The organism is Pseudoalteromonas sp. bablab_jr010 (assembly GCF_016464105.1).
Taxonomy (GTDB): Bacteria; Pseudomonadota; Gammaproteobacteria; order Enterobacterales; family Alteromonadaceae; genus Pseudoalteromonas; species Pseudoalteromonas simplex.
Window position 1 is genome coordinate 40,871 of the sequence record NZ_JACDWV010000035.1, and the last position, 25,360, is coordinate 66,230.

General features: G+C 42.2%; 17 protein-coding genes. 8 read left to right on the plus strand and 9 right to left on the minus strand.

Annotated elements, in window-relative coordinates; all coding sequences use genetic code 11:
• Positions 1 to 17: 17 nt before the first annotated feature.
• From JIG37_RS22825 to JIG37_RS01445, 3 genes are read left to right on the plus strand one after another with little or no spacing between them, the layout of a single operon-like run.
• On the plus strand, positions 18 to 3,752 hold the full coding sequence (locus JIG37_RS22825; RefSeq protein ID WP_199528469.1) for a S8 family peptidase: 3,735 nt from the start codon (positions 18 to 20) through the stop codon (positions 3,750 to 3,752).
• 36 nt (positions 3,753 to 3,788) lie between these two features.
• Complete coding sequence (locus JIG37_RS01440; protein ID WP_199528471.1) at positions 3,789 to 7,274, plus strand: ATP-binding protein; 3,486 nt, start codon at positions 3,789 to 3,791, stop codon at positions 7,272 to 7,274.
• Positions 7,267 to 7,902 (plus strand): response regulator transcription factor, encoded by a 636-nt coding sequence (locus JIG37_RS01445; protein ID WP_199528473.1) that lies wholly within the window; start codon positions 7,267 to 7,269, stop codon positions 7,900 to 7,902. The genes JIG37_RS01440 and JIG37_RS01445 overlap by 8 nt, the downstream gene beginning before the upstream one ends.
• 6 nt (positions 7,903 to 7,908) lie before the next feature.
• Here JIG37_RS01445 and JIG37_RS01450 read toward each other — a convergent pair whose 3' ends face one another.
• Genes JIG37_RS01450 through JIG37_RS01465 form a run of 4 tightly spaced genes read right to left on the minus strand, consistent with a single transcriptional unit; the run spans position 7,909 to position 9,515 of the window.
• Positions 7,909 to 8,052 (minus strand): hypothetical protein, encoded by a 144-nt coding sequence (locus JIG37_RS01450; RefSeq protein ID WP_199528475.1) that lies wholly within the window; start codon positions 8,050 to 8,052, stop codon positions 7,909 to 7,911.
• 42 nt (positions 8,053 to 8,094) lie between these two features.
• Complete coding sequence (locus JIG37_RS01455) at positions 8,095 to 8,502, minus strand: MerC domain-containing protein (protein ID WP_348535067.1); 408 nt, start codon at positions 8,500 to 8,502, stop codon at positions 8,095 to 8,097.
• 45 nt (positions 8,503 to 8,547) lie between these two features.
• Positions 8,548 to 9,015, minus strand: a complete 468-nt coding sequence (locus JIG37_RS01460; protein ID WP_199528477.1) for a transcriptional repressor — start codon at positions 9,013 to 9,015, stop codon at positions 8,548 to 8,550.
• Positions 9,012 to 9,515: a DUF2796 domain-containing protein gene (locus tag JIG37_RS01465; protein ID WP_199528478.1), complete on the minus strand. Its 504-nt coding sequence runs from the start codon at positions 9,513 to 9,515 to the stop codon at positions 9,012 to 9,014. The genes JIG37_RS01460 and JIG37_RS01465 overlap by 4 nt, the downstream gene beginning before the upstream one ends.
• A 139-nt stretch (positions 9,516 to 9,654) precedes the next feature.
• Here JIG37_RS01465 and JIG37_RS01470 point away from each other — a divergent pair, with 139 nt between their 5' ends.
• From JIG37_RS01470 to JIG37_RS01485, 4 genes are all read left to right on the plus strand, one after another.
• On the plus strand, positions 9,655 to 12,084 hold the full coding sequence (locus JIG37_RS01470; protein ID WP_199528480.1) for a TonB-dependent receptor: 2,430 nt from the start codon (positions 9,655 to 9,657) through the stop codon (positions 12,082 to 12,084).
• A 28-nt stretch (positions 12,085 to 12,112) separates the two neighbouring features.
• A complete protein-coding gene (locus JIG37_RS01475) occupies positions 12,113 to 13,480 on the plus strand; it encodes a 5-methyltetrahydrofolate--homocysteine methyltransferase (RefSeq protein ID WP_166341290.1) in 1,368 nt (455 codons plus the stop codon).
• 157 nt (positions 13,481 to 13,637) lie between these two features.
• Positions 13,638 to 16,853 carry a S41 family peptidase gene (locus tag JIG37_RS01480; protein ID WP_199528482.1) on the plus strand — a complete coding sequence of 1,072 codons (3,216 nt, stop codon included), beginning with the start codon at positions 13,638 to 13,640 and terminating at the stop codon, positions 16,851 to 16,853.
• A gap of 239 nt (positions 16,854 to 17,092) precedes the next feature.
• Positions 17,093 to 17,311, plus strand: coding sequence for a hypothetical protein (locus JIG37_RS01485; protein ID WP_199528484.1), 219 nt, complete (start codon positions 17,093 to 17,095; stop codon positions 17,309 to 17,311).
• Positions 17,312 to 17,330: 19 nt separating this feature from the next.
• On the opposite strand, the gene JIG37_RS01490 is transcribed toward JIG37_RS01485, so the two are convergent.
• From JIG37_RS01490 to JIG37_RS01500, 3 genes are all read right to left on the minus strand, one after another.
• Positions 17,331 to 18,506 carry an alpha/beta hydrolase-fold protein gene (locus JIG37_RS01490; RefSeq protein WP_300543283.1) on the minus strand — a complete coding sequence of 392 codons (1,176 nt, stop codon included), beginning with the start codon at positions 18,504 to 18,506 and terminating at the stop codon, positions 17,331 to 17,333.
• Between the two features lie 99 nt (positions 18,507 to 18,605).
• The gene (gene glmS / locus JIG37_RS01495; protein ID WP_054552251.1) at positions 18,606 to 20,426 is read right to left on the minus strand and encodes a glutamine--fructose-6-phosphate transaminase (isomerizing); all 1,821 of its coding nucleotides are present in this window, start codon (positions 20,424 to 20,426) and stop codon (positions 18,606 to 18,608) included.
• A gap of 95 nt (positions 20,427 to 20,521) precedes the next feature.
• The gene (locus JIG37_RS01500; RefSeq protein ID WP_054552250.1) at positions 20,522 to 21,292 is read right to left on the minus strand and encodes a DeoR family transcriptional regulator; all 771 of its coding nucleotides are present in this window, start codon (positions 21,290 to 21,292) and stop codon (positions 20,522 to 20,524) included.
• 155 nt (positions 21,293 to 21,447) lie between these two features.
• Here JIG37_RS01500 and JIG37_RS01505 point away from each other — a divergent pair, with 155 nt between their 5' ends.
• Complete coding sequence (locus JIG37_RS01505) at positions 21,448 to 21,975, plus strand: sugar O-acetyltransferase (protein ID WP_054552249.1); 528 nt, start codon at positions 21,448 to 21,450, stop codon at positions 21,973 to 21,975.
• Positions 21,976 to 22,322: 347 nt separating this feature from the next.
• On the opposite strand, the gene JIG37_RS01510 is transcribed toward JIG37_RS01505, so the two are convergent.
• Positions 22,323 to 22,808 (minus strand): transposase, encoded by a 486-nt coding sequence (locus JIG37_RS01510; protein ID WP_348535068.1) that lies wholly within the window; start codon positions 22,806 to 22,808, stop codon positions 22,323 to 22,325.
• A 154-nt stretch (positions 22,809 to 22,962) separates the two neighbouring features.
• Complete coding sequence (locus tag JIG37_RS01515; RefSeq protein ID WP_054552247.1) at positions 22,963 to 25,359, minus strand: ABC transporter permease; 2,397 nt, start codon at positions 25,357 to 25,359, stop codon at positions 22,963 to 22,965.
• Position 25,360 lies beyond the last annotated feature (1 nt).

Below are 25,360 nucleotides of genomic sequence, written 5' to 3' on the forward strand. Positions count from 1 at the left end.
AACTAAAGAGAATTATTATGAAGAAGTCATTAATCGCCATGAGTATGGCAGTGAGCTGTGTTGCCAATGCATCTACGGTACCCGCTCTATTTAGTAAACCATTTTCGTTTGAAGACAAAGTAAATACAGTACTCAATAAAGAGCACGAAGGCGCAACAAACCGCTATTTTGTTCATCTTCGTGGCCTGCCTCTAGCATTTGCAGCGCAAAACGAGCCAAGCTTTAAAGGCAAACTCGATACACAAACGCAATTTGCTCAGCAATTTAAAGCACAAGTAAAAACCGAACAACAAGTGTTTATGCAGGCAGCAAATCGTGTGTTGGGTGAAAAAAAGGAAGTGTTATACAGCTACGACACCGTGTTCAACGGTATCGCGATGGAATTAACCGAGCAGCAAGCTGAAAAGCTATTAAGTCTACCGAATGTTTTGAAGGTAGAACGTCAGATTGCCTATGAAATGCACACGGATGTTGGTCCTGAATTCATTGGTGCCAACCCAATTTGGAACGCTCAAACAATTCAAGCTATAAAAGCAAAAGGTGAAGGCGTTGTTGTTGGGATTATCGATTCAGGTATTAATACCGATCACCCATCTTTTGCAGCAGTAGGCGGCGATGGTTACACGCACACAAACCCACTCGGCAGTGGTAACTACCTAGGTGACTGTGTTGAGAACAACACCCTGTGTAATGACAAACTCATCGGTGTTTTTAGCTACGACAGTATCACCGACAGCTTCGGTGATATACGGCCACATGTAGGTGAGGACTATAACGGCCACGGCAGTCATGTGGCATCAACGGCTGCGGGTAACATTCTATATGATATCCCGGCATACCAAGTTGGCAGCTCAGAGCAAAGCGATGGTATACCGATAGAAGGGTCTAACTTCAGGCAAATTTCTGGGGTTGCTCCCCATGCAAACATTGTGTCTTTTCAAGTATGTATGCCAGTTTCTGGTTGTGACATGGGGGCGATGGTTAAAGCAGTAGAAGATGCAATTGATGCCGGTGTTGATGTAATAAACATGTCTATTGGTCCAAGCGCAGAGGGCCCTCAACCTTGGAATTCAGCAATTGATCTGGCGTTTTTATCAGCAACACAAGCGGGCATTTTTGTATCTTTATCTGCAGGAAACTCGGGGTCAGGTAGCAATACTGTAGGCCACCTAGCGCCATGGACAACCCAAGTCGCAAATGCAAGTCATGACCGCGTAGTTGAGAAAACTATCAACCCAGGAGAAGGTGTCACAACAACTTTTACTGAAATTAAAGGCCTTGGCGGATTCAGTAAAGCCATAAGTGCAGAACTTGTTTATGCAGGTGATATAGATAACTTACGCAAGCAATGTAACTTTTTTACCTGGAGTGATTACCCTGAACTTAAAGATAAAATTGTTCTATGTGACCGCGGTGGTATTAGTCTTTATGATAAAGTTGACCGAGTCCGTCAACTGGGCGGTGTGGGTGTTGTGATCCGCGATGTAGAAGGCAGCAACAATGAGCAGTACTCAATTCCTTACCCTATTGCTGGCATGCAGGTGTCACAATCTGAAGGAGAACAGTTGTTAACATGGGCTAGAACTGAAGCCTCTCCAAAAATCACTCTCAGCACTGGTAACGCAACTCGCCAAAGCAGTAAAGGTAACATCGTTAATACCTCATCGTCTCGTGGGCCAACAAGCTTCTTACCTGAACTATTATCGCCCCATGTAGCAGCACCAGGCACGGACATTTATGCAGCCTATTCAGATGAGCAACCGTTTAGTGCTAATCCAGCACCAAGCGATTATAGCTTTTTATCAGGTACATCAATGGCATCCCCTCATGTTGCAGGGGCTGCAGCATTATTGAAACAGCTCAAACCCCAGTGGAGTGCAGCGGAAATCCAATCCGCATTAATGATGACCGCAAATAGTCAAATGACACGTGCTGAAGACGGTCAAGAAGCCAACCTTTGGGATCGTGGCGCCGGTATGATCCAAGTGGATAAAGCAGCTAACATAGGCTTAGTGATGCCAGCCACAACAGAAGCTTTCTTAGCGGCAAACCCTGATATTCAGGGTGATGTAAAAGCACTGAACATGCCTTATCTGATCGACAGCAACTGCCCTGGAACCTGTACGTGGGAGCGAACTTTCAAAGCAACACAAGCGGGAACTTATCATTTCAGTCAAAAAGGTAACAACTACGACCTCAATAATCTAAGCTTCACACCTGCAGAAGTCGCCCTAGCAGCGGGTGAAGAGATCTCTGTCACTATCAGCGCTACGATTAATGAATGGGCTGGTGACGAGTGGATTGACAGTAATGTACGCATCACCTCAGAGCAAACTCAGCAACCAGAACTAACGCTGCCAGTGCGCATTAAACCATTAGTTGCTCGCGTTCCCATTTCGCATGCACAGGAATACTATTGGCAAAAAGCAGGTTTCGATATTACTAGCTATGCGTTTCGCCGCCCCGAGCAAATCTATGTGACTCATAGCCCACTGGTGAAAGGCTTAACAACTGAATTGAAAGTATCAGCAGATGATAATAACACGCCATTCGACAGTTTTGAGGCTGGCGCGGGATTCTTTATGTTGGAGGTAAGCGAAGGTGAGCCGCTAGACATTGTCATTGGTCGTTCACAAGCCATTGATGCTGACTTATTTGTTGGCTTAGATACCAATGGTGATGGTCAACCCCAAGCCGTTGAACGTGTGTGCGTTGCAGCTTCAACGCGAAATGTCGGTGAGCAATGTTCGCTCTCTGGCTATGCTCCTGGTCAGTATTGGGTGTTGGCATGGAATTATGAAGGTTCAGGCAAAGAGCTAGACACTATTGCAATTGATGTGGTGCGTAACACACCTGAAAATCGTGTTTCAATGAATGTATTACCAGATACCAACAGCACAGCCTTTGACAGCATGCCATTCAACATTATGTGGGATAAAAAGCTTGATACCAAAAGCAATTACTACGGCAGCATTGAAGTGTTTGAACAAGACAAATATACCGGCACGTCGGTGTCACACGGTAAGACGAGCTTGATCATTAATCAGTTAACCGACGCTATGGCTTTAACCGCTGAACATAATGAAGTGACAACTGGGATACCCACAACATTAAGCCTAACTTTAGCGCCTAACCCACTAAACGAAGATGTGAGCTATCAGGCGAAAATTAAACTCGCTGAGGGCTTTACAGCCAGCTCAGATGACATCAATACTGAAGTAACTGGCAACACAATCACTCTAAATGCTTTGCAAGCTGCACAGACCGCAGAGCCAATGACCATTCCAGTGACGGTGGCACTCACAACGCCACTAGAAGGTGAATTCATCCATCAGTTTGAGTTAACTAACTCAAAAGGCGATATGCAAACCGGTAACATTACTCATGTAAACCCAAATCACGCTCCAATTGCGACAATTGCAAACACCTTGATTACGGTTGATGAAGGTCAAAGCTTCACACTAGATGCTAGCCCAAGCTCAGATCCAGACGCTGATGAGCTGCAAGTTGTGTGGCAGCAATTGCAAGGCCCAGCCGCAATGACAGGCACCACATCAACGAGCCAAGTAACACTTGAAACCCCTGACGTTGAGCGCGATACGACGCTTGTTTTCCAAGTATCTGTAAGTGATGGCGAGTTCGTCTCTAAATCGACAGTGACCGTAGATGTGGTTAATCGTTCATCTTCAGGTAGTCTCATTTGGTTGCTAATTTTGCTGCTGCCATTCATAGTTAAACGCAAGTTAAATTAACCTTTTTAAAGCTCCCTACGGGGAGCTTATTGCATTATGTCTTTGCGTATTTTAGTTTTGTTTTTCTTTTGGCTTTGTAATGCTCAAGCAATAGAGCAGCTTTCTCCCTATGCCGCTCACTGGGACACAACCAAAGGCCTAGTTCATAACAGCGTTTATGATATTGAAAAAGATATGTTCGGTCGACTCTGGCTGGCCTCCCCTGGTGGCGTGAGTATCGTTGATGGTCTTGGCGTAATCCAATTAAAAAAAAGTAATCACCAAGGTCAAGGACTGCGCTTTAACCCTGTAACACAAATTCATGCATTGAATAAAAAAATGTGGGTACTTGGGCTTGGAGGTATAGAAATTGTTGATCCTAAAAGTCTCAATGCAACATCATTCCCTGATCCGAACAAAGAACTGCAACGTGTTACCAACATGCTGTTTATTGATGAATCATTGGCTTACGTAGTTGCAAATCGACAACTAATAAAACTTAACCTAAAAACAAATACAATTAGCGTCGTCAAACACAAACTTTATGAAGATGCTCAAGTAAATTCGTTCGCACGTTATGATCAAAACCATATTCTTCTGATGACCTCTAGTGGCTTAGTCTTATTTAATTGGCAATCAGGTAAGCACCGACTATTTAATTTAGAAAACTTAGCGAGAGGTAAAGAAGATATTCGAGCAATGGCTGTCGACTTACATAATCAAAATGTCTGGCTAAGCATCTTCAATAAAGGCATCTATGTTTATGATAATAACAACCGCCTCAAAGCTCACCTGAATGAAAAAACGAGCGCCTTTCCATCAAATATGATCTCTAATTTAGATGTTAAAGGTGATGATGTATATGCTGTGACACAACGTGGTATTGTTGTCTTAGATAGTAAAACAGCGACAATGATCAAGCTGATTTCCCCCTCAAGTATCAATGATAACTTCCGACAAGCAAGTATGGCATTATCGGCTGAGATCGATATTAATAATGAACTATTCATAGGAACTACCAATGGTTTTTACTATGTTTCACCTCTAGCTTACGAATTTAAATCTCTCAAAGTAGCAAACCCTCAATTTACTCCACCGATTCTCACGCAATATATTCACCAAGATGAGCTAGTTATAGTTACACCAACACAGAATTTTCGATTCTCAGACAAGCACGGTTGGAGAAAACAACAAAGCCACCTTGCTTCTCAAGGTTTACGTTATTTCACCGAGCAAACAATCGCTGTTAGGAATTTTCAGGAAATAGCACGGCTAGAAAACAAACAATATCAATACTACCCAGTACAAGGACGGCCCGATCCAAATGCTCCAATCTCCTACGTAAAAGAACTCTCAGAGCAGAACCTTTTTATAATAATTGACGACAAATACATACACCTTTCCAAGCTACAAAGTGACTCGCTAATCGTTCAACAAAGCTTTCCTTTAGAGCTGGCTTCAGTTATTGATACAGCATTCGCTAACGGTGTTTTATATATTTCTAGCCAACGCCATGGCGTAATGACCTTAAACTTACATCAATGGGTTAACGGTAGAGATATTAAATTACAGGCTCTAAGCGGGCCCAAAGCAGCCACTAACTTATTTTTGGCAAGCAACAATGTTTTGTGGATCACCACGCTTGATGAAGGGGTTTATACTCTTGATACAAAAATGCCGCATGCAGAAATATCATTACTGACAATTGCCAATAAAGAATTCACCCCTCCTGGAAATTGTATAACAGAAGACAAAGCAAAACGTATTTGGATTAGCTCCCGTCAAGGCGTAAGTGTTTATGATCCTAAACAACAATACATCCATAGCTTTACAGGTAGTAATGGATTAGGTGCTATTCCTGCTACAGAAAATTGCGGCCGAGTAGACAAGTTTATTTATTTATCAAACAGGGAAGATCTACTAATTGTCGACCCAGAAAAACTACTTAAAGAACAAGAAAATACATCTTTGTCATTGACAAACCTCAGCATAGACGGTGCTTCACAAGAATTGCAAGATGGGGCCGAATTCACTGATCCTAGCGTAATAGAATTTGCTTTGAGCGCAACACTTCCACCCGCCAGCGGCGATAGCCTACTCTACCGATTAGTAGGCGCCCAAGCACAGCCCCCCCAATGGTTAACCAGTCGCTCACGTTATATAACCTTAATCAAGCCCAAGCCTGGGCAGTACACGTTGCAAGCCAAATTAATCAACTATGATGGGTTACAAAAAGCATACGTTGAATCGCACTTTAAAGTACAACCCCCTTTGTACCTGCGCCCATCAATGATAGCTCTTTATATTGCATTTATTATTATTGCAATAGCCTTAGGTTTTACATTTAAGTTACGTTTAAAAAATGCTGAATTAGCGATTTCTGAACTTAAACATCAAGAACAAAAATCCTACGCTTTGGAGCTTGCTAAACAAGTTGAAGCAAAAACTCAGCTCTATAAAGAACAACAGCAAATTGCAGTTAAAGCCAACTTAGATAAAACACGTTTTATTGCGTCTGCAAGTCATGACTTACGAGCACCTTTAAATGCCATTCGTTTAAAGCTACTAGAGATTTTACCTAAAAGCACATCGATACGAGAAACAATACTGGGTGAAATCACATTACTTGATCGGCTAGTAGATTCAATTGTTAGCTTATCTAAATTTGATGCAAAAATGATTAAGCCGTCCAAAGTAGATGTAAACCTTTGCGAACTGAGCATGCAAAGTATTCAGCGCTTTAAGGATATGGCAAAACAAAAATCTCAGCATTTAACATTCAACTCTCAATGCGACGAAATTTGGTTATTCACCGATCCATTTTTACTCGCCCGTGTAATAAATAACCTGATTGATAACGCAATCAAAAATACACCAGAACATGGGCTAATAGAGGTATTAATAACCAAAACAGATAATAATGGCTTAACATTTGCGATAAAAGATTCGGGCAAAGGCATCGACAATAATATTAGAGATAAAATATTCAACAGCTTTGTACGTGGAACACATCGCTATGCAGGGAGTGGTTTAGGGCTGACGATTGTACACCAAATTTGCCTTATTCTAGAGCTAAATATTAGTCTGCAGAGCACCATTAAAGGCTGTACGTTTAGTCTTTCATTTCCTAGTAAGCTAATCAGCTCTAAGCCTTCACAGATTGCGATATCACCGACAACGGTACTCATCATTGACGATGATCCAGCTTATGCAAACGATGTTGCCTCCATGGTCAAAAGACGTGGTTTTACACCCAAAGTAATGACAAGTGCAGTTCAAGCGCTTATCTATGAAGGCCCGACACCTGCACTTATTATCAGTGACTTACACCTTGATAATGGTGCAATAGGCTTTGATATAGCCACACAACTTGCCGATCGATTCTCATTAGCACAGAATAACATCATTATTATGTCTGAAGACGTTCGCGTCAGAGATCAAGTAAAGTCTAATTTTGGCTATCGATTTCTCAGTAAACCCATAAAATACAGCCGATTATCATGGTTGATACAACAAATCAAAGATAAACAAAAAGATGAATAAAATACTCATTGCAGATGATCATCCCCTTTTTTTAGAAGGCTTAAAAAGCGCCTTGCAAAACCGCTTACACAATACTTTTATTGATCATGCTAATAGCTATCTTACTTTATTTTCTAAAATACAAAATGATGATGGGGAGCTTGATGTTGTAATCATGGATCTTAATATGCCTGGCGCTGCAAATGTAAGCGGCCTTTATTTCTTGCGCCAAACCTATCAAGAAATACCTATTCTTGTATTAAGTGCACATGATTCACAAGAAACGCGCGCAGAATGCTTACTCGCGGGTGCTTCTGAGTTTATCTCAAAATCCATTTATATTGACGAATTAGTGTCAGTTCTTCATGATATTTTTAATGGTGACTATCAATTTCCAAATACAAACAGCTTATCAACATTACCCGAATCTCTAAGCAAACATTTCCAGCAATTATCAAACCTTACTCCATCACAATTTAAAGTACTCCACTTAATTGCTAACGGAGATACCAATAAATCAATCGCAATCAGCCTAAACATTTCGGAGAAAACGGTAAAAAACCATATCTCAGCCATTTTCACAAAGCTTGGAGTAAGTAATCGAACTCAGGCATGTAATTTATTCTTAAAACATAAAACAACAATTTAATAGCAATCACTTATTGGCCGACAAGCTTGTATGTAGGGCCTGCTTATAAGCTTCTATTGCGGGAATAAAGGCGGTGATCACCGCTGCAATCGTTATCACCAGCACTAATTCAAGTATCTGCCAATTAAAAAGCTCTCCAATTAAAGTCATCAGTTAAACACTCATTACTCAATTTTATTCTGCAACCTATCGCTATTCGCTAGGACAAGGGCAGTGTTCATCTACTTTTTTATTACATAAGCGAAAGTTAAGCCAATGCCCTGCAATTACAAATAACGACCCTAATAAGGTCAGCACTTTCTCACCAGCTTCACCAATGATATTTTCGCCTAATACTACAGCTGACAATAATAGAGCAAGACCCACAATACCCAGTATAAATAATTGATATCGTTTATGTTTTTTACACCCTACAAATAGCGCTAATAAGCTACTTGGCAACACTGCTGCCAACATCCAAAAATGAAATTGCTCGTTACCTAAACCCAGTGCAGCGGCACTTGGTAATAAAACTAATAATACTGGCACAGCTAAGCAGTGAATCGCACACATAGCTGATAAACCTATGGCAAACTTATCCATCATTAATTGTAATTTCACTGAAAAATTCCTAAAAAATAGAACACATGAATTATTAAAAGTGCATCAAGCAAGTTTAGCTTGGCACTCATTACATACTCCCATCATTTCAAATTGCTTTGTTTGTGAGGTAAAGCCCACATCAGCAAAGTGAGGGAAAAGCTTTGCAACATCACTTTGTGAAACCGCTAAAGTCTCAACTTTTTGGCAATGACGGCAAATCAAAAACAAAGAAATCTCACGCTTAAAAACCTCACTGTCGGTACCGTAAGCAATATATTTGTTAGCACTATTAAGCCTGCGAACAAGGTTTATCGACTCCAAAAAGTTCAAGATTCGATAAACAGACATAACAGATACACTAGAGCTTGTGCGCAGCTTGTAGCAACTGGCCAACTCGTATGCTGATAGCGGCACGTCTGTGGTTAGTAATATTTGCAGTATCTGCTTGCGCTGAATGGTGAATTTTCTGCCATGCTCAAGGCAAACCTGCTTTGCTTTATTAAGTGCGCTGGTTAATCGCTGTTTATTCATAGCGGCCACTCAATATAAGGTTTTGTTGCTGTCAGCTCTGCTATCCCTTGCGCTTGCTCTGTGATCCACTGTGCTTCGATAACAGATATGGCTTCAGCCCATGCAAATAAAGTCACAGTGACTTTAGAGACGGGCTTATCACAGTTAAACGAGTATTCAACTTCTAAGTCTTGATGTGCATGATGAGTGTGATGCTCAAATGGGTTTTCAAATTTAGCATGAATAAGCTTACATTCGCCGTTAAATGTCACTAGCTGCTGTGAATTTTCTAATTTGGCTAATGTTTTTTTAATGACCTGCTTTTGTTCAGCTGTTTCGGGTTGATGTTCAAAGCCAAAAATATCTCCAGCCGGTAAAATGAACTTAACCTGCCATTTGTCTTGATCATGAACCACAAAAAGCACTCCCTCACCATGTGAATGATGATGGTGTTGATGCCCTTGAGCTGAAAAAACACATCCAATCATAAAGCACAGCACTGCTAATTTTGCTGCTTTCATAACCCGAACCACTCCATTTACCTCGCTATAAATATGCTGTTACAAAAAAGAATAAAACTCATTCATCGATTCACTCTTGATACATTATAACAATTAAAGCACAATTGATACATTATAACGTACTAAAGAGTGGTAACTAATGAATAACATATCAAAAATAGCTGTCGTCATAGCGACGTTATTACCAGCCAGTGTCTTGGCGCAATCAATCAAAGGCGTTGTGTTAAATAACCAAGGTAAAGCGGTTGCAAATGCCACAGTTGACCTTGAAGGGTCTGATCAAAAAGTAACAACTAACGACAAAGGTGAGTTTGAAATCAGCGGCTTAAATAACGGCTTAAAAGAGCTGCATATTTCAGCGCCAGGTTATGCTCACTTACACCGTGATATCACGCTTGCCAATGACCAAGACCACAGCGCAACCTTTAATCTGAAGCGCTCACCGATTGAAGTGATTGATGTTGAAGCAACGCCGATTCATATGTCAGCGATGGAATCTGCCTCACCAGTTAGTGTGTTATCAGGCGAACAATTAAGACGCCAACAAGCATCAACGCTTGGCGATAGCCTCGAAAAACTACCGGGCGTTAACACAAACTTTCATGCCAAGGTTGCCAGTACCCCTGTGATCCGAGGTTTAAGCGGCCCACGTGTTTTAATTACGCAAAATGGCTTAGATGTCAGTGATGTGTCACGTGTTGGTCCTGACCACTCAGTGGCATCTGAAGCATCAACGGCACAGCAAATTGAAGTATTACGTGGCCCAGCAACTCTATTTTATGGCAGCGGTGCAATTGGTGGTGTCGTCAACGTAGTTGATAGTCGCGTACCAACAGACAGCACAACACGTGGTGAATGGAACCTAGAACATAACTCTGTAGATGAGCAAAAAGTTGCTTCGTTTAATGCCACCACAGGAACAGAGTCATTTGCCTTTTATGCTGATGCATTCTGGCGTGAATCAGACGATTACGAAGTACCTGTTGCCGCCGATATTGACGAAACAGAGCACAGCTCAAAGTACATAGTAGAAAACAGTAATGAAGACTCAGATGGCTTTACTGTTGGTACTAGCTACTTATTTGAGCAAGGTTACCTTGGTGTTGCGGTTGAGCAATTTAACCGCCAATACGGTATTCCTGGCCATACTCATGGTGAAGAAGAAGAGCATGAAGGACATGACCATGAAGAGGAGCACAGCGAAGAAGAAGCCGTTTTTGCTGATCTTGAACAAACCAAAGTTCAGCTGCTTGGTGAATACAATATCGACAGTGAATGGCTAAGCAAAATTAACTTACGTGCGGGCCACACTGACTACGAACACGCTGAAATCGAACACGGCGCAGTAGGCACAACTTTCAAAAATGAAACCAATGAGCTGCGCGTTGACATTCTGCATAGCCAATTTGATGAGTGGAATGGTGGCGTTAGCTTTCATTACAAAAAAAGTGATGTAGAAGCACAAGGCTCTGAAGCCTTCACTCCTCCGTCGGTTACTGAAAGTATTGCTTTTGCAATTATGGAAGAAAAGCATTTTGGCGATTTTTTAGTGCAATTAGGGGGCCGTGTTGAGCGAGTTACTATTGATGCTAACAATGTGCTTTTACCAGACATTGGCGCCCATGCACATGATGAAGACGGTGATGAGCACGACCACGGTCATGATCATGGACACGAAGAATCAAACTACACACGTGTATTTGATGTTGCCCAAGAGTTTACACCGGTAAGCTTATCAACAGGTGTGGTATGGGATTTTACACCGGGTTATAACCTAGGTTTATCGGTATCGCGTTCTGAACGTGCTCCATCTGCTTCTGAGCTGTTATCTTTTGGCCCACACATTGGTACTGCAACTTATGAAGTTGGTGCGCTATTCGACACTCATGATGGTCATTTTGAGCTATCAGAAGAGGCTATCGACTTAGAAACAGCAAATAATATCGACCTGACATTCCGTAAAACCGAGGGTGATATTGGCTTTATCTTCAATGCGTTTTACAACCAAGTAGATAACTATTATTACCAGGTCAACACTGGCCTATACGCTGAAAGCGGTCATGATCACGACCATGGCGATGAACATGCTCACGAAGATGAGCACGATCATTCATCTGAGCTACCTGTTTATTTATTTAAAACAGATGACGTGGTTTTACATGGTTTTGAAGCGCAAGTTGCTTGGCAGCTAACCGACGAATTTAAAGTCGACTTATTCTCAGATTATGTACGCGCTCGCCTAAAAGACGGCGGAGATTTACCGCGTACTCCACCACTGCGTTTTGGTACTGAGTTTAGCTATCAAACAGAGAATCTAACGGCAAATATTCACGTTACGCGCTACCAAGAGCAAGACCGCATAGCACAACAAGAAACCACAACAGACGGCTACACCCTTGTTGATGCCAGTATTTCTTATGACTTATCGGTATTGAACCAAGACCTATCGCTTTATTTAAAAGGCACAAATTTAACGGACACAGAAGCCCGCGTTCATAGCTCATTCTTAAAAGATATTGCACCACGTCCTGGGCGCAGTTTTGCGCTTGGTGTTCGCGGCTACTTCTAAAACAAAATTACAAATAAAGGAAACCTACATGACACACTTATTTAGATTAAAACTATTGGCACTGGCAATTAGTAGCACCCTGATCACCGCATGTGGTGATGCAGAAACAAATATTGTTGAGAAAGATCCTATTGAGGTTCCAGACGACGGTGGTGATGACCATGATCATGACGATGGCTATACCATTGACTCAATGGGCCGTTTAGCGGTTTTATCAGCAGATAGCAACGAAGCGAATATCTTTGATTTAGATGACGACTCGTTACTAGAAACGTTTTCGCTTACTCATGAATCAAGCTCACTAAATGTTTCACCAAGCTACCGTTATGCGGTTATTGCTAACCGTAACCAAGATTACTTAGGTTTTATCGATGGCGGTTTATGGCGTGAAGATCATGGCGAACATTTACATGATTATAAACAAGGCCCAGCATTTAGTGACTACGAGCTAACAACGGGCAGCCGCCCTACTCACATCGTTAAACATGATGGCCAAATGGCCGTGTTTTACGATGGTAATGCCGACGCAGGTACAGTTGCCTCAGTAGAAGTGTTAACTGATAACGATATTACAAACGAAACAGAGACGCTTGCAGGTATTCAGTACGACATCAATATGCACGGTGTTGCAGAGCCTCGTGGCGAGCACCTAGTTGCAACATTGCGTCGTGCTGATAGCGAAAGCACTTCAAACGCTAAAATCCTGCCGGATCAAGTGGGTGTTTTCCACCTTCATGACGGTGAATATGAGCTTGAACAAACATTTGAAGTTACTTGCCCAGATTTACACGGTGCAGCGCAAAACCATGATTATGTAGCATTTGGTTGTGGTGACGGTGTACTGGTAGCCCACCAGCATGATGATGAATATCATGCAGAAAAAATCGCCAATATAGATGCGCTAGGTGATACACGTATTGGCACATTATATGGCCATGAAGGTAGTGAAAGCTTTATTGCAATTGCATCGGGTGTATTTGTAAGTATCAACCCAAGTGAAGCTGAAATGGAAGTACTTGAGTGGCAACTTGATGAAGGCGCAAGTGCTGTATCTTACTCATTCTCAGCAAGCGGTGAGCACTTTTTAGTACTTGATAGCTTAGGCTTTTTAAACGTGCTTGAAGCCCATGAGCACGACGGCCACATGCACTGGGAACTTGCCGGTAAAGTAGATATCACTGAAGAAGACGTAACAACGATGCCAGAAGGCATGAACTTCAGCATGACTGTGTCACAAAATAGTGAGTTTGCTTACGTTGCTGACCCTATCGCTCAGCACGTACTAAAAGTACATATCGAAGATCTTGAAATTGAAGGTGATCTTGAACTGACTTTTGCACCTAGCGCCATCACTTGGTTAGGCATTGCAGAAGAAAGTGACGATCACGACCACTAAGAAGTTATGTTTTATGGTATGACATAGCTCGCAAAGGTTGGCATTTACTGCCAACCTTTTTTTATTCATATTTTGTAACAGACTTTCATCGCATCAGCATCGCTATTTAAAACTGAATAGTTATGATGTAACAGTTCCCAAAATAGGATGTAATCCCATGAAAAAACTAACAACGTTGGCACTGGCCATGGCTGCGACACTAGCACCTTGGGCATCAGCTTACGAAACTAAAGACACGCGCTTACTGCGCTTTCCAGATATTCATAACCAAAACGTTACCTTTGTGTACGGTGGCGATATTTACATTGCTAATACGCAAACTGGCGAGAGCAAACGCTTAACTGACCATATTGGCTTTGAAACCTTCCCTAAGTTTTCACCTGACGGTAAACGCATTGCCTTTGCAGCCGAGTACAATGGCAGCCGCCAAATTTATGTCATTAACAGCGATGGTTCTGGCTTAAAACAACTGACTTACTACAACGATGTTGGCCCAATGCCACCACGCGGCGGTTTTGATTATCGTGTTCTCGATTGGACACCTGATGGCAAAAATGTGGTATTTCGTGCTAACCGTACACCGTGGGGTAAACGTATGGGTCGTCCATACATGGTGCCTGCTGACGGTGGCCTTGAGCAACCTCTGGCTATTCCAGAAACCGGTGGCGGCATGCTTTCGCCAGATGGTAGTAAATATGTTTACACGCCAATTGACCGTGAATTTCGTACTTGGAAGCGCACCCGTGGCGGTCGTGCACAAGATGTCTGGGTTTACGATCTAAAAAACAATACCTCAGAGCAGCTAACCAGTAACCGCGCTACCGATCAGCAACCAACTTGGGTTGGCGACAACATTTACTTTGTATCTGACCGTGATTACACCCTTAACTTGTATCAATACCAAAAAGGCGCTGAGCCTAAGAAGCTGACCAACCATAAAGACTTTGACGTACTGTGGCCATCAGCTGGCCCAAATGCCGTTGTTTATGAAAACGGTGGTTACCTTTACCGCTTTGATCCAAAAACTCAAAAAAGCAGCAAGCTGAGCATTAACATTGCTGGTGTGCGTCAATACGCAATGCCGTACACAAAAAATGTGAGTGACTTTATCGACTCAATGTCGATTTCTCATGATGGTAAGCGTGCACTCTTTACTGCCCGCGGTGAGCTATTTAGCGTACCGGTTAAACAAGGCCCAACACGTAACCTATCTTACACAGCAAAAGGCCGCGAAATTGACGCAAGTTGGTCGCCAAATGGCCGTTATATTGCTTATATGAGCGATGAAAGTGGCGAATACGAAATTTACTTAAAAGACCGCAGTAAAAATAATGCCACCAAGCAGCTAACCAGCAACGGCACTATTTGGCGTTTTACACCTATTTGGTCACCAGATAGCTCAAAACTGTTATTTGCAGATAAAAACCACACACTCTGGTGGATAGATGCAAAGTCAGGAAAACAACACAAAATTGATACCAGCATCTACGATGAAGAAGGCATTCGCCAATATACTTGGTCGCCAAATAGCGAAGACATTGTGTATGTGAAAAACAATGAAAACCGCTATGCCTCACTGTGGCACTACAATGTTGATAAAAAGAAAGTGACTCGCTTAACGGATGAAATGACCAATGAGCAAAACCCAACTTTCTCTCCTGATGGTCAATACCTGTATTTTAGTTCTGAGCGCGACTTTAACTTAGCCTTTAGCAGCTACGAGTTTGACTACATGTTTAATCGTGCAACGCGTATTTATGCCGCAGCCGTAAATGACAGCATCAAACCACTTATCGCATTACAAAGTGATGAAACAGCGATCGTCAGCGATAAACAAAAAGATGACGACAAGAAAGCGAAAAATACCCTGCAAAGCAGTGACTTTATGCAGCGTGTAACCGCTTTAAATGCGCCAGCTGGAGATTATCGTGGTTTAACGGCAGTAAAAGGTGGCGTGCTAACACTGGCTAATGGTGGCCTACAATTGATAGGCACAGCTCACGACAGCGAGCTTGAAACCGTGGCTAAAGGGGTTCGTAGTTATACTATTTCGAGCAACGGTGAACACCTGTTAGTACATGCGGGTAACGATTACAGCTTAATTGAGCCTAAAGCAAAACAAGACCTAGCAGCGAATAAGCTAGATCTTAGTAACATGACCTTAAAAATTGAGCCACAAATTGAATGGCAGCAAATGTATGTTGAAGGCTGGCGTACATTACGTGATTGGTTCTACGATGAAAACCATCACGGCCAAGATTGGGACGCAATTTTAGCCAAGTATCAACCTATGGCTGATGCAATCTCACACCGTAGTGACCTAGATTACATTCTCAGTGAAATCGCAGGTGAAATTAACTCAGGCCACATTTATGTGCAGTCGGGTGATATGCCAAAAGCAGAGCGTAAAAAGCACGGCTTATTGGGTGCAAAACTTGCCAGCGATCCATCTGGATACGTAAAAATTGAGCAAATCTTCCAAGGTGAAAACTGGCATGAAGACTTCCGCTCACCACTTGGCACAACAGGGGTAAAAGCACATAACGGCGACTACATCATTGCCGTAAATGGCCGCTCAGTAAAAGACGTCGCTAACTTCTACGAACTACTAGAGAACACTCAAGGTGAGCAAGTTGAGTTAGTTCTTAACAGTAAGCCGCGCAGCAAAGGTGCATGGCAAGTTACCGTTAAGCCTGTCTCCAGCGAGCAAGGTTTGCGTTATTTAGACTGGGTTAACTCTCGTGCAGCCTACGTTGATAAGCTATCAAATGGCCGTATTGGTTATGTTCACTTACCAAATACAGCCTACGAAGGTAACCGCGCCATGTTCAAAAACTACATGCCGCAAACCACCAAAGACGCCATGATTATTGATGACCGATACAATGGCGGTGGCTTTATTCCTGAGCACATGATCACTTGGCTTGCTCGTAAACCGCTTAACTACTGGAAGCGCCGCGGTGTTGAGCCAACGAAAACACCACAATTTGCTCATGATGGTCCAAAAGCCATGCTGATCAATGGTTACTCAAGTTCAGGCGGTGACGCTATTCCTTACTACTTCCGCCAAGCAGGGTTAGGTAAGCTTATTGGTACCCGTACTTGGGGTGGATTAATTGGTATTTCAGGTAACCCAAGCCTAGTAGATGGCGGCCAAGTTATCGCGGCAACATTCCGCATTTTAGATAACGATGGCAACTGGATCATCGAAAACGAAGGTGTCACTCCAGATATCAAGGTTGTTGACCGCCCAGAGTTAATCTACCAAGGTAAAGATCCATCGATTGAACGTGCCGTAGAAGAGCTATTAAAAGAGCTAAAAGACAACCCGAAAAAGCCACTCACCGTGCCACCAGCACCGACTGACTTTTAATTCTTAACTTATTGTTAAAAAGCAAAAAACCCCGCTGCAATGCGGGGTTTATTTTTACTAAATATCTAATATTCAAACTTGTATATACAAACTAATACACATTACTTGTTCTAAATTTTTGGTGCAGTTTAATATTTATCCAAACTAACACAACGTGAAAAATGTGCAATTAAGCGCCTATGGGTTGTCATCTAGAGAAAATTTGAGCAATCAAAAATGCCTTAAAAATAATAACAAGAGTGACTGCAAGGTTACTCAAAAAGGATACAGCTCATGTTAGCAGCGCAGCTGAACTACCAAAAGCGATTGATGCCGCCTTTCAATCTGCGGTGAATGCGAAAACTGTGCCGGGCATTACTGTCGCGGTGACTGTGGTTAAAAACGTTAATGGTGATAACAGCGCAGATGTATTTGCGCTTGCCCTACAAACCCTAAGCTATTATCACCAAGACCATTGATTTGTTTAAGGCAGCTTAATTATAGCTGCCCTTGTAACCTCGTTTTTGTCTCTTTTAAGTAATCTGGGTAGGGATAAGAGTCATCGGCAACAGCGATTGCAGCCTCAATTTGAACTAATGCTTGGCGAACATTACCTTGCATTTCATAGCCATATGACAAAGCTGACAGTGCATACGCTGATTTAGGGTAGTTTTTGATATTGTACTTAAACACCTCAATAGCCCGCTCAAATTGCTGGTTATCCGTTAAGCTGTAACCCAGCATCCTAACAGCGCGGTCTGGTGGCGCTATTTGCTCGCCCCATTGCTGAGATAAACGTTGATAATAGGCATCAATTGATGAAACATCATCGCCCAATGCACTCAAAGGCATATGTTTAGATAAAAATAAGCCATGGTACGCATTAAATGCCCCTGCGGCTGAGGTTAGGTTATGCGAAACACCTGCAAAGGCATCGCTCTTAAAGCGCAGATTTTGCACCTTACTATTTTGCATCGTTTGCTGCATATCATCGTATCTTTCGCGCATAATGCCGGCTTCTTCGCCGATATTCATATAAACATAGTTGTTAATGCTTTTGGCTTTAGTAACAAAGGTATTTAGACTTTTAGCCGGGGCGCCATAGTTCCACCATACCGCAGGGCTATAAGCAATGTGCGCTTGAAATAACTCAGGGTCAGCCTGCATAGCATAAAGAGCAAATACACCCGCAGCTGAGGCTCCTGCAATAACTCTATAATCATGAGTACGATACTGTTTATTAACCAAAGGCATCAGTTCTTGCTCTACAAAAGCTAAAAACTTTGCTGCACCACCGCCTTCGCCAACAGGTCCTTGTGGTTCTTTGTTCACTGTCGGATAAAAATCTCTAAGTCGATTAGTGCTTTCAATCGCAACTACAATCACCTCTGGCGCTTGATCATTTTCTTGTAAGCGCTCTAGCACAGCATTAATCAATGGTAAATTACCGGCCCCATCTAAACGGTAAATAACGGGATATCTTTTGTTTGGATGTGTTTGATAGCTTTTTGGTAATTGCACAACGACAGTGCGTTGCTCACTAAGATTACTTGATTCGATAGTATGCGTATGTTGGCTGTAATGTGTAACCGCCTCATCTGCAGCTGGTTGAGCCATTACATGACTAGTACAGAGTAAAAAACCACTAATACAGAGTAACTTAAATAGTCGCACGACTTATCCTTAAGAAATATTGGTAATTTTTTAAGCTAACAGAATTACTGGTACAAAAAAAGGCGCATATTGCGCCTTAATAAAAATAAAACTCTTAACTTACTCAACCGTTACCGATTTTGCTAGGTTTCGAGGTTGGTCTACGTCGGTGCCTTTAATAACCGCAACATAGTATGAAAGCAGCTGTAACGGAATTGTATATACAACTGGAGCAATCACGTCATCTACATGGTTTACGTTGATTACACGCATTGTTTCGTCAGATTCAAACGCTGAGTCTTTGTCTGCGAATACATAGATAATACCGCCACGGGCACGTACTTCTTCTACGTTTGATTTAAGCTTTTCTAGTAGTTCATTGTTTGGTGCCACAACAATGATTGGCATGTCGGCATCAATCAACGCAAGAGGACCATGCTTAAGCTCACCCGCTGCGTATGCTTCGGCGTGAATATATGAAATTTCTTTCAGCTTAAGCGCACCTTCCATCGCGATTGGGTACTGTGAACCACGACCTAAAAACAATGAGTGGTGCTTGTCAGCGAATTCTTCAGCTAAATCTTCAATACCCTCAGCAAGCAATAATGCTTCTTCTAACTTGTTAGGAAGTGTTTTAATTGCATTTACAATCGCACCTTGCTCTAAGCCTTTTTCTTGCGCAATCGAAGCCGTTAGCATTAGTAAGCCAACAAGTTGTGTGGTGAAGGCTTTAGTTGATGCAACACCAATTTCAGCACCGGCTTTAGTCATAAAGGCTAAATCTGATTCACGTACTAACGATGAACCCGGTACGTTACAAATGGTCATTGACGCCATGTAACCTTGCTGTTTTGCAAGACGAAGTGCAGCTAGCGTATCGGCTGTTTCACCAGACTGTGAAATGGTCACAAGTAAACTGTTTTCATGTACAAATGATTCGCGGTAACGGAACTCAGAGGCAATCTCAACGTTACAGCTCACGCCTGCAAACTGTTCAAGCCAGTAACGCGCAACCATACCTGAGTGGTATGAAGTACCACAGGCAATAATTTGCACGTGTTTTACGTCTTTAAAGATTTGCTGAGCACTTTCGCCAAAGGCATCAATCGCTACAGTGTCATTAACTAAACGGCCATCAAGGGTGTTACGTACAGCAAGCGGCTGCTCGTAAATTTCTTTCAGCATGTAGTGACGATATTCGCCTTTACCTGATGCATCTTGCGTAATGTTTGATTCAATCACTTCGCGTTCAACTGCATCACCATTTGCATCAAAGATTTCTACACTGTCACGGGTAATACGAGCAACATCACCTTCTTCAAGGTAAATAAACGTACGTGTAACAGGTAATAGAGCAAGTTGGTCAGAGGCAATAAAGTTTTCGCCAAGACCTAAACCAATCACCAGTGGGCTACCTGAGCGCGCTACGATGATTTCGTTGTCGTTCGCTTTATCAAAAACAACCGTACCAAATGCACCTTCAAACTGCTTCACAGCAGCCTGTACTGCAGCTAAAAGCGTATCGTGTTGTTGGCGAAGTTGGTGAATAAGGTGCACCATTACTTCAGTGTCTGTTTCTGATAAAAACTCATAACCGTCGCCTTTAAGCGCATCACGTAGGCTGGCATGATTTTCGATAATACCGTTATGAACAAGGGCAATTTCGCTATTCGAAACATGTGGGTGAGCATTCGCTTCAGTTACGCCACCATGAGTTGCCCAGCGCGTATGCGCGATACCAGTAGTACCATTAACTGCTGCATCGTTAAGTGCCGCTTCAAGGTTAGCAACCTTACCCACTGCTTTTACAGTGTTAAGCTCAGTACCTTTAAGTAAAGCCACACCAGCTGAGTCATAGCCACGGTATTCAAGGCGTTTAAGGCCTTCAACAAGAATTTTATTTACTGGGCGTTCTGCAATAGCCCCAACGATTCCACACATAATTTCTCCTTTTGCACATGCCAAAGCGTTCTACTTTGGGCGGTATGTGTTGTCATAAATGATGCGTAATAAGGTGTTGTCGGTCTTATTACGGGTTATTCAATTTCTGCACAGATCAGCTGTACACCACATGCTGTTATCGCCTCGCGCTTATCTGCACTTAGGTTGTTGTCTGTGATAACTGTGGTAACACGCTGCCAAGGCAGTTCTAAATTCGGTATTCTTCGGCCAATTTTTTCTGACTCAACCAGCACCACTACCTCTCGGGCAGCTTCAGCCATCACTTGGCTAAGCCCCACTAATTCATTGAAGGTTGTAGTACCTCTATCAATATCAATGCCATCGGCACCAATAAACAGTTGGTCAAAGTCGTAAGAGCGTAGAACATTCTCCGCAACTTGGCCCTGAAACGATTCTGAATGTGGATCCCAAGTTCCGCCGGTCATCAAAAGTGTTGGTTCATTTTCTAATGAAAGCAGCCGGTTAGCGACATTAATAGCATTTGTCATCACCACTAAACCGCGCTTACTAGCAAGCTCAGGGATCATCGCCGCTGTAGTGCGACCGCTATCAATGATGATGCGGTTATGGTCTTTAATAAGCTTTGCAGCCGCCTGTGCGATTGCCATTTTGCGAAGCGAGTCGCTTTTCTCGTTGCTATTTGCAACGATTTCTTGCGGCAATGCAATAGCGCCACCGTAACGGCGTAGCAACAAGCCACTTTTTTCAAGGGCTGTCAGATCTTTACGTATCGTCACTTCAGAAGTTTGAAACTGCTCTGCTAACGCTTCAACAGCAACTTCACCAAGTTCATTCACTTGGCTTAAGATAGTATGGCGACGTTGTTGAGTGTTTCGTTTTGTCATAAAGTGAATTACATAAGTTTCGTTTCGAAAGTTGTGAGATTTTAAACGAAACAATATAAATGGCAAGTGAATACTCGTTAACCTACACAGCTTTAATTTTGATCTTCATGACCAACACGCTAAGCTATTGGCAAATATAACCATGAGCATGCCCCATGAAAGAGTTTAATAGCCTCGATAAGTCCTTACTCGAACAACGAAAAAATGCCCATGAAATTTGCCGTTTATTTGCAAAAAGCCCGAGTAAAGGCAATTTAAAACGACTAAAAGGCATGTTTGCTCACTGTGGAGAGCAGGTTGTTATAGAAGCGGGTTTTCATTGTGATTATGGCAGTGGTATTAAAATAGGTGATCGAACCTTCATAAATATTAACTGTACTATGCTCGATGCACCGCTATCTGATGCGCAAATTACGATAGGCGATGACTGCTTAATAGGTCCTAATGTGCAAATACTCGCGGTATCGCATGCTGTAAACCCAACCGAGCGTTTAGCAAAAGCTAATTTTGCAGCGCCGATTAGCATTGGCAACAATGTATGGATTGGTGCAGGCGCTATTATACTTGCGGGTATTAAAGTTGCTGATAATGCCGTGATTGGCGCCGGGGCAATAGTTACCAAAAATGTCACGGCAAATACTCTAGTAGCAGGTAACCCCGCAGTGAAGGTTAAAGACCTTTAACTCTCATACCGACGCGCTAAAGCACACCCTACGTAGGTTGTCATTTATGGCGACAAAAATACATATTTACGCGCTAAAGCACATCCTACGTAGGTCGCCATTTATGGCGACAAAGAATACATATTAACGCGCTAAAGCACGTCCTACGTAGGTCGTCATTTATGGCGACAAAGAATACATGCTTACGCGCTAAAGCACGTCCTACGTAGGTCGCCATTTATGGCGACAAAAATACATATTTACGCGCTAAAGCACGTCCTACGTAGGTCGCCATTTATGGCGACAAAAATACATATTTACGCGCTAAAGCACGTCCTACGTAGGTCGTCATTTATGGCGACAACCAATCACAAGAAAACAGAATTCCAATATGGATAACTACCTAAATTATCTACAAGCTTTTTTCGCAAAGGGTTTGCTGCGATATATCTGGCTACAGCTATTCTACTTTCTTCTTCACGTAGTGCATGGTCATAGTAAGCAGGTTGCCACACCGTTTGCGAAAAACAACGTATCTTGTTTATCTCTCTAGCAGAAAGACCTTTTAGATGACCAACTGTTTTACCCAAGCTACTATCGCTAAGCCTTAATAAACCATGAAAATGATCGGGCATAAGCACCCAAGTTAACCAGCAGCATTGATGCAATAGTTCATTTCTTTCAATACACCTACAAAATACTTTTGCTAAGTTATGATCAGTGAACAATGCTTTTCGGTTATGGCAGTTGAATGTTATGAAATATTCACCTGATTGAATTGAAACTCGTCCTTTCTTTAAATGACTCCAGCTTATGAAAAATCCTTTTTCATAAAATTGTAGAATATTAAATATAGTAGATTAACGCGCTAAAGCACGTCCTACCGTAGGTCGTCATTTATGGCAACAAAAAATAGCCCTACGTAGGTGACAGCCATCCTCAATAAGCATTTAAAACTAAAAAAGCCCAGCTGTATTGCAGGGCTTATAATTAGGAGTTAGTTAACTGTTATTCATATCGCAAGATAAGTGATGGTCTGGTGCTTGCGGCCTTAAAGGCTAAACTTGCAACGGTAACCCAGGTAATCGCTGCCACCGCGGCGGCGGCAACTAAATACACCCATACAGCTTGTTCAATACGGTCATTAAAGTTTGCTAACCAATCACCAACTAACAAGTAAGTCACTGGATACGCAATAGCAATACTTACCGCCACCAGCACTAAGAACTCTTTAGCAATGATATTTACGATACTGATGCGTGATGCACCTAGCACTTTTCGAACGGCCACTTCTTTTTGACGACGCACTGTTGCAAACGAAGCCAAACCAAAGGTACCTAAACAAGTTAAGAACACAGCAAGACCGGTAAAAATTAAAACGACATTCGAAATTCGCTCATCACCTTTTAACAGAGTTTTGTAGTTGTCTGCGAGTAAGTTGATTTTTGGCTCATAGATATTGGCTGAGCTTGCTAATACTTCAGCGATCTGAGCTTTAATATAAGGCAAGTTTTGCTGATCAATCGTTAAAATTAGTTCTGATACTGGTGATAAAAAGTTAAAGCCACATAAGAACATAATATTTGAGTTGGCATCTTTAGCATTACCTACTTTTACATCTTCAACCACACCTACAACACGCATATCTATGCCGCGACCTGAGTCTTTAATAACCTTACCAATAATGTCACTCATGTTAGTGTAACCCGCTTGCCTTGCGACAGATTCAGTCACGATGGTGCCCGTACTTGTTACTCCATTTGCACGGCTTGCCCAATCACCGGCAAATTCACGGCTAAAGTCACGACCAGCAACCAGTTTTAACCCTAGCGTTTTTACAACATCGTAGCTTGCACCTACAACAGGCGTTAAGCTGCCAGATGCTTCACCATTTGGCCACGTTGGCATAAGTGTATTATTGATTGAAACAGTTAAACGGGTATCAATAACTGTTGTTTGCTGTACGCCTTGAATTGCACTAATACGGTTAACTAAGGCATTTTTTTCTTTCGTGAATACTTCGCCTACTGGTAGCTCTGAAATAACCAATCTTTGTGTCGTTTCATAGCCTAAAGGTAAGCTTTGTAAGTAAGTTAATTGCTTTAACAAAGTAATAGAGGCAATGATTAAACCTATTGCTAGCGAAGCCTGTAAGGTTAGTAAGCTCTTACGAACCCATATTGCAGTATTACCTCGTTGTAAGTCTCCACTTAAAACGCGTTTTGCACTGAATGACGAAATAAAGAATGCAGGATAAAGCCCAGCTAATATGCCCACAGCAATTGCGACCACAATAATTGCAATGCCAAATTCAGAGGCATAATTCACGACCAATTCACGGTCTACTAGTTGATTAAAGCTTGGTAAAAGTAGCTCCACTAAAGCACAAGCAATCACCATTGAAAGCATTGATACCAACACAGATTCAGATAAAAACTGCGTTACTAACTGGCCTTTACTTGCGCCAAGCGCTTTACGCACACCCACTTCTTTTGCACGTTTCGTCGATTGAGCGACGGTCATATTAATAAAGTTAAAACCTGCAATAAGAATAAGTAACACGCTTAAACCAACACAGATCATCACCACTTGTTTAGCACCACCTGCTTTCATCTCAAACGGTGATTTTGCAGTTAGGTGCAAATCAAGTAATGGATGCAGCTCTAAACTAACTTGCTCCAGCATCGAGTTGCTAAAAAAGCGCTCTGTTAAGGTTTTAGCTAATGCATCGGTATCGGTGCCCTCTGCTACACGCATATAAACATAACTACTGTTGATGTCTATTTTGCTTGGATCATGCTTAACATAAACAAGGTTTTTAAAGGCAAAGTGAGTGTTATCTTTTAAGTCCGCAAACACGGCACGCACCGTGTACTGTCCTTGTTCATGCGTTAGTGTTTCACCAATCACATCGGTGCGACCAAAAATGCGCAGAGCTTCTGACTCACTTAAAGCGAGGCTGTCTGGTGTACTCATTGCTGTTGTTAAGTCACCCGCCAGCGTTTTCAGAGCAATAAAGTTTTCAATATTTGCTGTAGCACCATATAAGGCATTTAACTTATAGCCTTGGTTGCGGTAACTCACATCAACCATGGCTTCACGAGTCAACTCGACCATAGTTAATCCGAACACTTCTTCAACTTGGCTGTAATCTTCAGCCTGCTTTGACTGCACATAATTAAAAATAGGCACCACAGCTAAACCAAGTTTTGAGAAGTCCTGGCCAACGCGATAAACACGCTCCGCATGAGGCTGTTGGCTATCGTACGAAAGCTCATTTTTTGCAAATAAAGCAACTAGAATTGCCGCAGCTAAGCCCACACTTAAACCCAGAACATTTAAAATAAAGTGCTGCTTTTGGTTTTTAAACGCACGCAGCGCGGTGATCAAATAACTTAAAATCATG

Excerpts from the sequence above, each read along its gene's own strand:
- JIG37_RS22825 (WP_199528469.1), top strand. The coding sequence starts at position 18 with ATGAAGAAGTCATTAATCGCCATGAGTATGGCAGTGAGCTGTGTTGCC.
- JIG37_RS01440 (WP_199528471.1), top strand. The coding sequence starts at position 3,789 with ATGTCTTTGCGTATTTTAGTTTTGTTTTTCTTTTGGCTTTGTAATGCT.
- JIG37_RS01445 (WP_199528473.1), top strand. The coding sequence starts at position 7,267 with ATGAATAAAATACTCATTGCAGATGATCATCCCCTTTTTTTAGAAGGC.
- JIG37_RS01450 (WP_199528475.1), bottom strand. The coding sequence starts at position 8,052 with ATGACTTTAATTGGAGAGCTTTTTAATTGGCAGATACTTGAATTAGTG.
- JIG37_RS01460 (WP_199528477.1), bottom strand. The coding sequence starts at position 9,015 with ATGAATAAACAGCGATTAACCAGCGCACTTAATAAAGCAAAGCAGGTT.
- JIG37_RS01465 (WP_199528478.1), bottom strand. The coding sequence starts at position 9,515 with ATGAAAGCAGCAAAATTAGCAGTGCTGTGCTTTATGATTGGATGTGTT.
- JIG37_RS01470 (WP_199528480.1), top strand. The coding sequence starts at position 9,655 with ATGAATAACATATCAAAAATAGCTGTCGTCATAGCGACGTTATTACCA.
- JIG37_RS01475 (WP_166341290.1), top strand. The coding sequence starts at position 12,113 with ATGACACACTTATTTAGATTAAAACTATTGGCACTGGCAATTAGTAGC.
- JIG37_RS01480 (WP_199528482.1), top strand. The coding sequence starts at position 13,638 with ATGAAAAAACTAACAACGTTGGCACTGGCCATGGCTGCGACACTAGCA.
- glmS (WP_054552251.1), bottom strand. The coding sequence starts at position 20,426 with ATGTGTGGAATCGTTGGGGCTATTGCAGAACGCCCAGTAAATAAAATT.
- JIG37_RS01500 (WP_054552250.1), bottom strand. The coding sequence starts at position 21,292 with ATGACAAAACGAAACACTCAACAACGTCGCCATACTATCTTAAGCCAA.
- JIG37_RS01505 (WP_054552249.1), top strand. The coding sequence starts at position 21,448 with ATGAAAGAGTTTAATAGCCTCGATAAGTCCTTACTCGAACAACGAAAA.
- JIG37_RS01515 (WP_054552247.1), bottom strand. The coding sequence starts at position 25,359 with ATGATTTTAAGTTATTTGATCACCGCGCTGCGTGCGTTTAAAAACCAA.